The 11,693-nt window shown below is 60.7% G+C and carries 14 protein-coding genes; 7 read left to right on the forward strand and 7 right to left on the reverse strand.

All coding sequences use genetic code 11. The features are described 5' to 3' along the window. The first annotated feature begins 55 nt into the window (after positions 1–55). Complete coding sequence (locus AC1DVE_RS17545; RefSeq protein ID WP_223457898.1) at positions 56–1,222, forward strand: aminotransferase-like domain-containing protein; 1,167 nt, start codon at positions 56–58, stop codon at positions 1,220–1,222. A 158-nt stretch (positions 1,223–1,380) separates the two neighbouring features. Here AC1DVE_RS17545 and AC1DVE_RS17550 read toward each other — a convergent pair whose 3' ends face one another. The 5 genes from AC1DVE_RS17550 to AC1DVE_RS17570 all read right to left on the reverse strand — a co-directional run bounded on the left by AC1DVE_RS17550 (position 1,381) and on the right by AC1DVE_RS17570 (position 4,158). Beyond that, positions 1,381–1,752, reverse strand: a complete 372-nt coding sequence (locus tag AC1DVE_RS17550; RefSeq protein WP_223457896.1) for a glutathione S-transferase N-terminal domain-containing protein — start codon at positions 1,750–1,752, stop codon at positions 1,381–1,383. A 104-nt stretch (positions 1,753–1,856) separates the two neighbouring features. Continuing rightward, a complete protein-coding gene (folE, locus tag AC1DVE_RS17555; RefSeq protein WP_007988130.1) occupies positions 1,857–2,402 on the reverse strand; it encodes a GTP cyclohydrolase I FolE in 546 nt (181 codons plus the stop codon). Between the two features lie 77 nt (positions 2,403–2,479). After that, complete coding sequence (locus AC1DVE_RS17560) at positions 2,480–3,037, reverse strand: Smr/MutS family protein (protein ID WP_223457894.1); 558 nt, start codon at positions 3,035–3,037, stop codon at positions 2,480–2,482. A 78-nt stretch (positions 3,038–3,115) separates the two neighbouring features. After that, a complete protein-coding gene (locus tag AC1DVE_RS17565; RefSeq protein WP_223457892.1) occupies positions 3,116–3,436 on the reverse strand; it encodes a hypothetical protein in 321 nt (106 codons plus the stop codon). Positions 3,437–3,567: 131 nt separating this feature from the next. Then, entirely contained in the window at positions 3,568–4,158 is a 591-nt protein-coding gene (locus AC1DVE_RS17570; protein ID WP_046042958.1) for a cysteine hydrolase family protein, read from the reverse strand. Positions 4,159–4,396: 238 nt separating this feature from the next. On the opposite strand from AC1DVE_RS17570, the gene prmB reads away from it, so the two are divergent. After that, complete coding sequence (prmB, locus tag AC1DVE_RS17575; protein ID WP_223457890.1) at positions 4,397–5,305, forward strand: 50S ribosomal protein L3 N(5)-glutamine methyltransferase; 909 nt, start codon at positions 4,397–4,399, stop codon at positions 5,303–5,305. A 182-nt stretch (positions 5,306–5,487) separates the two neighbouring features. Here prmB and AC1DVE_RS17580 read toward each other — a convergent pair whose 3' ends face one another. Both AC1DVE_RS17580 and AC1DVE_RS17585 read right to left on the reverse strand, forming a co-directional pair. After that, positions 5,488–6,279 (reverse strand): hypothetical protein, encoded by a 792-nt coding sequence (locus AC1DVE_RS17580; protein WP_223457888.1) that lies wholly within the window; start codon positions 6,277–6,279, stop codon positions 5,488–5,490. Positions 6,280–6,367: 88 nt separating this feature from the next. Next, positions 6,368–7,366, reverse strand: coding sequence for an alpha/beta hydrolase (locus AC1DVE_RS17585; protein WP_223457886.1), 999 nt, complete (start codon positions 7,364–7,366; stop codon positions 6,368–6,370). Positions 7,367–7,449: 83 nt separating this feature from the next. On the opposite strand from AC1DVE_RS17585, the gene aroC reads away from it, so the two are divergent. Genes aroC through mtnC form a run of 5 tightly spaced genes read left to right on the forward strand, consistent with a single transcriptional unit; the run spans position 7,450 to position 11,593 of the window. Beyond that, the gene (gene aroC, locus AC1DVE_RS17590) at positions 7,450–8,541 is read left to right on the forward strand and encodes a chorismate synthase (RefSeq protein ID WP_223457884.1); all 1,092 of its coding nucleotides are present in this window, start codon (positions 7,450–7,452) and stop codon (positions 8,539–8,541) included. Between the two features lie 29 nt (positions 8,542–8,570). Beyond that, entirely contained in the window at positions 8,571–9,722 is a 1,152-nt protein-coding gene (locus tag AC1DVE_RS17595) for an MFS transporter (protein WP_223457882.1), read from the forward strand. After that, on the forward strand, positions 9,719–10,339 hold the full coding sequence (locus AC1DVE_RS17600; protein WP_150724604.1) for a methylthioribulose 1-phosphate dehydratase: 621 nt from the start codon (positions 9,719–9,721) through the stop codon (positions 10,337–10,339). Before AC1DVE_RS17595 ends, AC1DVE_RS17600 begins: the two co-directional genes overlap by 4 nt. Positions 10,340–10,359: 20 nt before the next feature. Next, positions 10,360–10,905: a 1,2-dihydroxy-3-keto-5-methylthiopentene dioxygenase gene (locus tag AC1DVE_RS17605; protein ID WP_223457880.1), complete on the forward strand. Its 546-nt coding sequence runs from the start codon at positions 10,360–10,362 to the stop codon at positions 10,903–10,905. 4 nt (positions 10,906–10,909) lie between these two features. After that, the gene (gene mtnC, locus AC1DVE_RS17610) at positions 10,910–11,593 is read left to right on the forward strand and encodes an acireductone synthase (protein ID WP_223457878.1); all 684 of its coding nucleotides are present in this window, start codon (positions 10,910–10,912) and stop codon (positions 11,591–11,593) included. The last annotated feature ends 100 nt before the right edge of the window (positions 11,594–11,693 follow it).

The following is an 11,693-nucleotide window of genomic DNA, read 5'->3' on the forward strand; positions in this document are numbered from 1 at the left end:
ATTTCGGTCAACAAGTTTGACTCATTTTTCACATGCCTCGCTACCGGTGATCCCCATGGCTTTTTCCGAACGTGTCTCACGCCTTAAAAGTTCTTTGATCCGTGAAATCCTCGCCGCGGCCCAGCGTCCGCAGGTGATGTCGTTTGCCGGAGGTCTGCCGGCCGAAGCGATGCTGCCAAAAGTCGATTGGGCCGAGATGCCAGTTTCCATGGGCCAATACGGCATGAGCGAAGGCGAACCGGCGCTGCGTGAAGCACTGGCCGACGAGGCGCGAGCGTTGGGAGTGGCCTGCGAGGCGAGCCAGGTTCTGGTGGTCAGCGGCTCACAGCAGACCCTCGACCTGACGGCCAAGCTGTACATCGACAAGGGCACCGAAGTCCTGCTCGAAGCGCCGACTTATCTGGCGGCGTTGCAGATTTTCCAGCTGTTCGGCGCCGATTGCCTGACCGTGCCGCTGGAGGCCGACGGCCCGAACCTGACGGAGCTGCGCGCTCGCCTGGAGCAACACCGTCCGGCCTTGATCTACCTGATCCCGACCTTCCAGAATCCATCGGCGGTGCGTTACAGCGAAGCCAAGCGCGATGCGGTGGCGGTGTTGCTCGATGAATTTGGCGTGACGCTGATTGAAGACGAGCCTTACCGCGAGCTGACCTTTGACGGTGGCAGCGCCACGCCGATTGTCAGCCGCTTGAAGAAGGCCAGCTGGATCTATACCGGGACCGTGTCGAAAACCCTGTTGCCGGGTTTGCGCGTTGGCTACCTGATCGCCAGCCCGGACCTGTTTCCACATCTGTTGAAACTCAAGCAGTCGGCGGATTTACACACCAATCGGGTTGGCCAGTGGCAGGCGCTGCAATGGATCGGCAGCGAGAAATATCAGCAACACCGCAGTGAATTGCGTGACTTTTACCGTGGGCGTCGGGATGCGTTCCAATCGGCGCTGGAAACTCATTTCTCCGATCTGGCGGACTGGAACGTGCCGCAGGGCGGGCTGTTTTTCTGGTTGAAACTCAAGCAGCCGCAAGACACCCGCACCTTGCTCGACGCCGCGCTGGCCAACGACGTGGCGTTCATGCCGGGCGAACCCTTCTTCCCCGAGCCGGATAATCATCCGGGGTATTTGCGGTTGAACTTCAGCCACATTGATCCGGCGCGGCTGGATGAGGGGCTCAAGCGGTTGGCGGCGGTGGTGCGTGCAGCCCTGGCCGGAAAAGCAGCCTAGAAACAAATAAACCGGCCAATGGGCCGGTTTATTTTTGTCTGAAGTTTGCGGTGCCTGTGCCGGCCTCTTCGCGAGCAAGCCCGCTCCCACAGGGAAATGCGGTCAACTGTGGGAGCGGGCTTGCTCGCGAAGGCGTCAGTCAGAACACCACAAGCAAATCAGGCAGCCGCAAATCGCTTATCCAGATAATCAATGATCACCTTGGACTCATACATCCAGGTGGTCTGGCCATTTTCTTCGATGCGCAGGCACGGCACCTTGATCTTGCCGCCTTGCTCCAGCAAGGTCTGGCGATCCTGATCGTTGTTCTTCGCATCACGCAGTGCCACAGGCACATTCAGGCGGCGCAGGGTCCGGCGGGTCTTCACGCAGAACGGACAGGCGTGGAATTGATACAGAGTCAGACCCTTGGCGGCGGATTCGACCTGGGCCTGAGCGGCGGCAGGGCGCTTTTTCTTGCTCGGACGAGTAATGAAGTCGATGAAGATGATCAGTTGGCCAAGGCCGACACGAAGCGCTTTTACGAACACGTTGAAAGCCTCACGGTGCAAATGAATAAGGGCGCGCAGCTTACCTGATTTTTTGCAGGCGAAAAAAAACCGGCGATGAATGCCGGTTTTCTTCGTGCCGCGAATTACTTGATGAGGCTGAGGAACTCGCTGCGGGTGGCGGCGTTCTCGCGGAACTCACCGAGCATCACCGAGGTGATCATCGTCGAATTCTGCTTTTCCACGCCGCGCATCATCATGCACATGTGCTTGGCCTCGATCACCACCGCAACGCCCAGGGCGCCAGTGACCTGCTGGACCGCGTCGGCGATCTGGCGGCTGAGGTTTTCCTGGATCTGCAGGCGACGGGCGTACATGTCGACGATCCGCGCCACCTTTGACAGGCCCAGGACCTTGCCGCTCGGGATGTAGGCGACGTGAGCCTTGCCGATGAACGGCAGCAGGTGGTGTTCGCACAACGAGTACAACTCGATGTCCTTGACCAGCACCATTTCGCTGTTGTCGGAGCTGAACAGGGCACCGTTGGTGACCTCTTCCAGTGTTTGTTCATAGCCGCGGCAGAGGTACTGCATGGCTTTGGCGGCACGCTTGGGCGTGTCGAGCAGGCCCTCGCGGGAGACGTCCTCGCCCAGTTGGCCAAGGATCGCGGTGTAATTCTGTTCCAGGGACATGAAACTACCTGTGGGATTTTACGCAAAGGGCAAGGGTACGGTGGCGGACACGACGCTGCAAGCGTGGCGCGTCGGCTTTACTCGTCGCGACCTTCCATCATGGTGCGTTTGAGCATCACATAAACCGCGCCGGCACCACCATGTTTCGCCTGGCACGAGGTGAAGCCGAGCACCTGTGGATGCTGGCGCAGCCAGGTGTTGACGTGGCTTTTGATCATCGGCCGCTTGCCGTCCAGGCGTACCGCCTTGCCATGGGTGACGCGCACGCAGCGGATTTCGAATTTTGTGGCCTCGGCCAGGAACGCCCAGAGGGTTTCCCGGGCCTTTTCCACGCTCATGCCGTGCAGGTCGAGGCTGCCTTCGAACGGAATCTGTCCGATCTTGAGCTTGCGCATCTGGCTTTCTTGCACGCCATCGCGAGCCCACATCAGCTCGTCTTCAGGGCCGACGTCGATGACGAACTGATCGGACAGCCCGTCAACGGTGGTGGATTCGGTGCGTACGGTGGCCGCTTGACGCAGCTTGGCAATCTGCGCGCGGTCAGCCTTGGGTTTGCCGGTTTCGGCGCGATCGTGCTTGATCGGCTTGACGCCTAGGATCGCGCTTTTGAACAGGGAAAAATCGTCGTCTTGCATGTCAGCCTCCGCGAAGGGCGGCCAGTTTACCCAACTCGAAGCGAATCGGGCGCGACAAAAACGCGCGCGATGCTTGGCTCAGTCGTGTTTTTTCATCAAGTGCGGGGACATGGCCAGTTCCCGCGACTGCCGCGAGCGACGACGGCAACGGCGCCACAGCCAGACACCGAGGTACAGCACGAACAGGCCGATGACCAGGATCACGGCAGCACCGGTGCGGCTTGTGTTCAATTCACCCAGGGCGGGTGCGTGGCCGAGCAAGCTGGCGACACCGGCCATGGCGAGCAGCACGCCGCACATCGCCAGCAACGCCGCGAACGTCGCGCCGATTCGAAAACGCCAGTTGCTTTGGCCTTTGGGCCGCAAGCGGCGAGCGTCAAAACCATCGGATAACTTCATTCCGACCTTCCTCAATGGGTATCGGCCCTTCGACCGGGAGTTGACCGGGATGTTCCTGAGGCTAAGACAATTACGGCAAATGGGAGGTTTTTACGGATGAGCGGCGTTCCAGGCCGCTCATTGAGCGTCGATCAGATCAGTTCACGGGTCAGCGCGAGGGTGGCGAAGTTGTCGCCCATGATCGCCATTTCCGTCTGATGAACGTGTGCGGCACTGAGCACGCCGCCCTTGTAAGGCAGGTCGCGGGTGGCGCAGGCGTCTTCCACCAGGGTGCAGCGGAAGCCCAGGTTCTTGGCAGCACGCACCGTGGTGCTGACGCTGGAGTGGCTCATGAAGCCGCAGACGATCAGGTCAAGGGCACCGAGGTCTTCCAGGCGTTTTGCCAGTTCGGTGCCGTGAAAAGCGCTCGGCAACAATTTGCCAATGACGGTTTCATCGCTCTGTGGCTCCAGGCCCGGAATGAACTCACCGCCTACGCCTTGGGGGTTGAACAACCCGCCGAGCGTACCGAGATGGCGGACATGCACGATCGGCCGGCCGGCGGCGCGGGCAGCGGCGAGCAATTGCTTGATGTTCGCGACAGCTTCATCCATGCCGCTCAGGGCCAGGGGACCGCTGAGGTATTCTTTCTGGGCATCGATGATGACCAGCGTGGCATGGCTCAGATTGGCCGCTGCATAACCGCGGCCGCTGAGTTGAAACATCGTTTTTGGAACAGACATTCTGGGGCTCCTTGGAGTGGGGCTTTTGCGCCATTGTCCTCTGGCTGAGCGGTTCTGTGAATCGCTACGATCGTAGGTGCCGTCGTTGCTGGCCTGTAGCCTTGTCAATAGTCATGTTTTGTTCAATAGCCTGGCGAAAAAATGGATAACTCCTACATTTGAATCGGTAGTTTCCCGCGTCGTCGTGACGTCGTTTGACTGGTAGAATCGCCCGTCGATTTTTCTGGAGTTTGCCGTCGTGATCACTTCCCGCCTTCGCACCCTGCGTGACCATATCCGTTGGGCCGTCAGCCGCTTCCATGGGGAGGATCTGTTTTTCGGCCATGGCACTGACAACGCCTGGGACGAAGCCCGGCAATTGGTGTTGGGCGCACTGCACCTGCCGTGGGAAATCGCCGACAGCTATCTCGACTGCAATCTGGAAGAAGACGAAGTGGTTCACCTGCAGCTTTTGCTCAAGCGCCGCATCGAAGAGCGGGTGCCTACCGCGTACCTGCTGGGCGAGGCCTGGTTCTGTGGCATGTCGTTCATCGTCGACGAGCGTGTGCTGATCCCGCGTTCACCCATCGGCGAGTTGATCGAAAACCGTTTTACTCCGTGGCTGGCTACCGAGCCGGTGCGGATTCTCGACCTGTGCACCGGTTCCGGTTGCATCGGCATCGCCTGCGCCTACGAGTTCCAGCATGCCGAGGTGGTGTTGGCGGACCTGTCGTTCGAAGCACTGGAAGTGGCCAATCAGAACATCGAGCGCCATGGTGTCGATGAGCGTGTGTACACGGTGCAGGGCGACGGTTTCGAAGGCTTGCCGGGACAACGTTTCGACCTGATCGTGTCGAACCCGCCCTACGTCGATGCGGAAGATTTCGCCGACATGCCGGACGAATACCAGCACGAACCGGAACTGGGCCTGGCCTGCGGTGATGACGGTTTGAACCTGGTGCGGCGCATGCTTGCCGAGGCGGCGGATCATCTGACCGAGAAGGGCTTGCTGATTGTCGAAGTGGGCAACAGCCAGGTGCACGTCGAGGCGTTGTACCCGGAAGTCGACTTCGCCTGGCTGGAGTTCGAGCGTGGCGGCCATGGTGTGTTCATGCTGAGCGCGCAGCAATGCCGTGAGCATCAGGCGTTGTTTGCTTCTCGCGTTTAAGACCCATCACTGTGGCGGGACAGCACTTGTGGCGAGGGAGCTTGCTCCCGCTCGACCGCGAAGCGGTCGCAAAACAGGTAGCAATGATTTGTCTGAAAGAATTGTGATTTCCGGTTTCAGGGCTGCTTCGCAGCCCAGCGGGAGCAAGCTCCCTCGCCACAGTAAGCAACTCGACGCAGGTTCTACCGGTGCGTGGCAATCCAGATCAACAACCCCGCCTGAAACACCGCAAACGCCACCAGGCAGGTGATGGTGAATCGCAGCCCGGCGTCTTCGCGTTTGTATTTGCTGACTTTCTCTTCGTGTTTCTTGAGTTTGACTTCCTGCTCGGCCAGGTTCTGCTCGGCTTGCTGGAGCATCTGCGCCGCCTCGAGAATCTCCACGACCTGCAGTTTTTCGCTGTTCCAGTCGCCAGAGAGGTCGCCGACCTTGACCGGCTTGACGCTGCCTTTCAAATGCTGGGCATCGGCATACGCCACGTCGAACCCGTGCACGCGCAAAAAATGATCGCGGCGCAGGCGGGTATCTTCGTTCAGCGCATCCTTGTTGTTCAGGTCAAAGCCGTCGACGATATAGGTCGGCCAGCGCTTCTTCGCCCAGTTGATGCCCTGAGCTGCCATGTAGCGGCCGATGCCACGATTCAGCGGTTCAATCTGCAATCCGCTTTGCGGTCCGAAATGCACGCGTTTTTCGGCGTGATCGACCCACACGTCCAGATGATTTTGTTCCTTGCGTACGCGCTGGCCGGGCAGGGTGATGCTCATGCGCATCAGGCTGTGCGCCTTGTCATTGCGCTCGGCATAGCCTAATTCGACAAAACGCAACGGGCGCCCGCCGGTGTTGCGGTCAGTCTGCAGCGGCGCCAGACGGAGCATCTTGTGGTGCTCGACGTGGACGTCCGCCCAGGGCAGTTCGACCGCTGGCGGTGCGTCTTTTTCAGCGCTGGTGTCGGGTGAAGTCTGGGTGTCAGTCATAACGGCGAGATCCTGTCCAAGCTCAGCTTGTCGCCAGGCAATGTGCTGGCGACAAAGGCTTATCGGCCGCTTTTTTCAAGACTGGAGGTTAACTGGCGCGAAGTCCGTCAATAAAACCGATGATTCGCGTGCCCAGTTCCGCCGCCAGGGGCAACTGCGGGTCCTTATAGGAGGCCAGTTGGCGTTTGACGTCGCTGGGCACGATGCGCATGACGTGGTTCATGCCCTCGATCAACGCCAGTTCGGCGTCCGGTTTGGCCGCCTTGAGCAGTCTTGCGTCATTGATGCCGACCTGGATGTCGTTGCTGCCCTGGATGATCAGTGCCGGCATCTTCAGCCTGGCAAACGCTGCGGCCGGGTCCTGGCGGAACAGGGAGATCAGGTAAGGCTGCACGCTCGGGCGGAAAATCGCCTGCAAGGGTGGCGGCACATTGTCGTCGGGTTTCCCGGCCTTGAGGCTGTCGAGCAATTCATTGCTGCGCAGCATCAGCGGTGGAGGCAAGCGATTGCCCAGTTGCTCGCGAATGACCTGATCCACCGGCCTTGCGCTACCCGAGACAGAAATCACCGCGTCGGCATCGATGTCCGGCGCAGCGAGGCTGGCGATCAAGGCGCCTTCGCTGTGACCCAGCACGATCAGTTGGCCGAAACGCGGATCGGTCTTGAGCTTGCGGCCCCAGGCTTGGGCATCGGCCACGTAGGCGTCCACCGTCAGATTGCGTTCATCCGGGGTCGCCGCCAGGCTCGCGGCCACGCCGCGCTTGTCATAACGCACGCTGGCGATGTTGTGTTTGGCCAGCACCCAGGCCAGGCGCTTGAGGCTGTCATTGCGCCCGCCGTCGGTGTTGTTTCCGTCACGGTCCGTAGGGCCGGAACCGGAAATGATCAGCACAACCGGCACTGGATTGTCGGACTTTGGCAGCAACAGCGAGCCGAAAAGCTCGCCGGTGCCCGTATCCAATGTGATCGGTCGTTGCAGGACAGTCGCTTGGGCGAAGCCGGAAATCAGGGTAAGGCTCAAGGCTAGAACTCGCAGCATCATCGCGCCATCATCAAGAAGATGCCGGTTGGACTCACAGGCACCCATAAGGTTCGAGGATGAACTACTTGGGTAGCCTGCGTATACTGGCGCGCATTACGTATTCAGGTTCATTTCACGGAGCGTCCTGCATGTCCGGCAATACCTACGGCAAGCTGTTCACTGTCACCACCGCGGGCGAAAGCCATGGCCCGGCGTTGGTCGCCATTGTCGATGGCTGCCCGCCGGGGCTGGAGATATCCCTGGAGGATCTGCAGCGTGACCTGGACCGCCGCAAGCCCGGCACCAGCCGCCACACCACCCAACGCCAGGAAGCCGACGAAGTCGAAATCCTCTCCGGAGTGTTCGAGGGGCGTACCACTGGCTGCTCGATCGGTCTGCTGATCCGCAACACCGACCAGAAGTCCAAGGACTACTCGGCGATCAAGGACCTGTTCCGCCCGGCCCACGCCGACTACACCTACCACCACAAGTACGGCGAGCGCGACTACCGCGGCGGCGGTCGCAGCTCGGCCCGCGAAACCGCGATGCGCGTCGCGGCCGGTGCGATTGCGAAAAAATACCTGGCCAGCCAGGGCATCGTCATTCGCGGCTACATGAGCCAGCTGGGGCCGATTGAAATCCCGTTCAAGACCTGGGAATCGGTCGAGCAGAACGCCTTCTTCAGCCCGGACCCGGACAAGGTGCCGGAACTGGAAGCCTACATGGACCAGTTGCGCCGCGACCAGGATTCGGTTGGCGCGAAAATCACCGTGGTTGCCGAAGGCGTGATGCCGGGCCTGGGCGAGCCGATCTTCGACCGCCTCGACGCCGAACTGGCCCATGCGCTGATGAGCATCAACGCGGTCAAGGGCGTGGAAATCGGCGCCGGTTTTGCCAGCGTCGCCCAGCGTGGCACCGAGCATCGCGATGAAATGACCCCGCAAGGTTTCCTCAGCAACAACGCGGGCGGCATTCTCGGCGGTATTTCCTCGGGGCAGCCCATCGTTGTGCACCTGGCGCTGAAGCCGACGTCGAGCATCACCACGCCGGGCCGTTCCATCGACATCCATGGCAACCCGGTGGAGGTGATCACCAAGGGCCGTCACGATCCGTGCGTCGGTATCCGCGCCACGCCGATTGCCGAGGCGATGATGGCCATCGTGCTGATGGATCACCTGCTGCGCCACCGCGGGCAGAACGCCGATGTGCGTGTGAGCACGCCGGTGCTGGGTCAGCTGTAAATGGCTGACTTCATGGTCGCAGCCGTCTGATGGCGACTGCGGCGCTCCCGTACTGGCGGCTCTCCAGTTTCTATCTGTTCTATTTCGCCTTGCTCGGTTCGACAGCGCCGTTTCTGGCGCTGTACTTCGATCACCTGGGTTTCAGCGCTGCGCGCATCGGCGAGCTGGTGGCGATCCCGATGCTGATGCGCTGCGTGGCGCCGAACATCTGGGGCTGGCTGGGCGACTACACCGGTCGGCGGCTGGCCATCGTGCGCTTTGGCGCGGTGTGCACGTTGCTGACCTTTTCGCTGATTTTCGTCAGCAAGACCTACGCCTGGCTGGCGATGGTCATGGCTCTGCACGCGTTCTTCTGGCACGCGGTGTTGCCGCAGTTCGAAGTCATCACCCTGGCGCACTTGCAGGGTCAGACCTCGCGCTACAGCCAGATTCGCTTGTGGGGCTCGATCGGTTTCATCATCACCGTGGTCGCGCTGGGCCGTTTGTTCGAATGGCTGAGCCTGGACATCTACCCGGCGGCGTTGGTGTTGATCCTGGCCGGCATCGTGCTCAGCAGCCTGTGGGTGCCCAATGCCCAACCGACGCCGGGCAACAGGGTGGCGGGGGAGGGATTCCTCAAGCAACTGCGCAACCCCGGCGTGTTGGCGTTTTACGGCTGCGTGGCGCTGATGCAGATGAGTCATGGGCCTTATTACACGTTCTTGACGCTGCATCTTGAGCACCTGGGTTACAGCCGGGGCGTGATCGGTATGCTCTGGGCGGTCGGCGTGGTCGCTGAAGTTTTGATGTTTTTGGCCATGAGCAAGATCCTCGCGCGGTTTTCCCTGCGCCGGGTGCTGATGGCGAGTTTTCTGCTGGCGGCGCTACGCTGGTTGCTACTCGGGTCGTTGGCCGAATTCCTTTGGGTATTGCTGTTTGCCCAAGTGCTGCACGCGGCGACGTTCGGCAGCTTTCACGCCGCTGCCATTTCATTCGTGCAACGTAGCTTCGGTGCGCGCCAGCAAGGCCAGGGCCAGGCGCTGTATGCCGCATTGGCCGGCACCGGTGGTGCGTTGGGCGCGTTGTATTCCGGCTACAGCTGGAATGCCCTCGGCGCGGCATGGACATTTAGTATTGCCAGTCTCGCAGCCGTCGCGGCTGCCGTTATCATTGCCACACGTATGCAAGAGGACAGGCCATGAGCCTTACCCGTGAACAACTCGCCCAGGAAATCATCGACGCCGGGCGTTTTCTGTATGGCCGCGGCTGGTCGCCGGCCACCAGCAGCAATTACTCGACCCGCCTGTCGCCGACCGAAGCCTTGCTGACCGTGTCCGGCAAGCACAAGGGGCAACTGGGCATGGATGATGTGCTGGCCACTGACCTGTCGGGCAACAGCCTGGAGCCGGGCAAGAAACCGTCCGCCGAAACCCTGTTGCACACCCAGCTCTACAGCTGGCGCCCGGAGATTGGTGCGGTGCTGCACACCCACTCAGTGAATGCCACCGTGCTGTCGCGCCTGACGCCGCAAGACTTCATCGAGTTCGAAGACTACGAACTGCAAAAGGCCTTCAGCGGTGTGACAACCCACGAATCCCGGGTGCGGGTGCCGATTTTCGATAACGACCAGGACATTGCGCGCCTGGCCGCCAAGGTGCAGCCTTGGCTCGACGCTCATCCCGATTGCGTCGGCTACCTGATCCGCGGTCATGGCCTGTACACCTGGGGCGCGCGCATGAGCGATGCCTTGCGGCAGATCGAGGCCTTTGAATTTTTGTTCGAGTGCGAGTTGAAGATGCGCTCGCTCTTTAAAGCATGAACCGTTAAGGAGTTGCCCTGATGAGCAGCCTGTCCGTCTATCACGTCTCCAGCCCTGAAATCCCCAACAAGGTGCTGACCCATTTCGAAGACATTGCCTCGACCCTGGCCGAGCAGGGCGTGCGTTTCGACCGCTGGCAAGCGGCGGCGAAGATCCAGCCGGGCGCCAGTCAGGAAGAAGTGATTGCCGCCTACCAGGAGCAAATCGACCAGCTGATGACCGAGCGCGGTTACATCACTGTCGACGTGATCAGCCTCAACAGCGATCACCCGCAAAAAGCCGAACTGCGTGCCAAGTTCCTCGACGAACATCGCCACGGCGAAGATGAAGTACGATTTTTCGTCGCCGGCCGTGGCCTGTTTACCCTGCACATCGACGATTACGTCTACGCGGTGCTGTGCGAGAAAAACGACCTGATCTCGGTGCCGGCCGGCACCAAGCACTGGTTCGACATGGGCGAACATCCGCATTTCGTTGCGATCCGTCTGTTCAACAACCCGGAAGGCTGGGTGGCTAATTTCACCGGCGAAGACATCGCCAGCCAATTCCCGCGCCTGGAGGACTGAGTCGATGCCGATCAAAGCGATTCTCACCGACATCGAAGGCACCACCAGCGCGGTGAGTTTTGTGTTCGACGTGCTGTTCCCCTATGCCGCCAAACACTTGCCGGCGTTTGTCCGTCAGCAAGCCGAACGCGCCGATGTGGCGGAGCAACTGGCTGCCGTGCGTCGCGACAGCAACGAACCGGACGCCGACGTCGAGCGGGTCATCGAGATCCTGTTGGGCTGGATCGCTGAGGACCGCAAGGCCACGCCGTTGAAAGCGTTGCAGGGCATGGTCTGGGAGCAGGGCTATCAGGCCGGGCAGTTGAAGGGGCACGTGTACCCGGACGCCGTTGAAGCGCTCAAGCGCTGGCATCAGGACGGCTTTCAACTGTTTGTTTACTCATCCGGCTCGATCCAGGCCCAGCGGTTGATCTTCGGCTGCTCGGAGGCGGGGGATCTGACGCCACTGTTCACAGGGTATTTCGATACCACTTCGGGCCCCAAGCGCGAGGCGCAGTCCTACGCCAACATCACCCAGGCGATCAACATTGAGGCGGGGCAGATTCTGTTCCTGTCGGACATCGTCGAAGAACTCGACGCGGCGCGCACGGCGGGGATGACCACCTGCGGGCTGGCCCGCGAAGGTGGGGAACTGGCTGGGCATGTCACCGTGGACAGCTTTGCGCGGATCGATCTCTCTACTTTCTAAACGCCATACAACCTGTGGGAGCGGCGGTGCGGCGATCCGACTTGCTCGCGAAAGCGGTGTGTCGTTCAACRTTGATGTTGACTGACACTCCCTCTTCGCG

This window comes from Pseudomonas sp. P4_B4 (assembly GCF_056402255.1).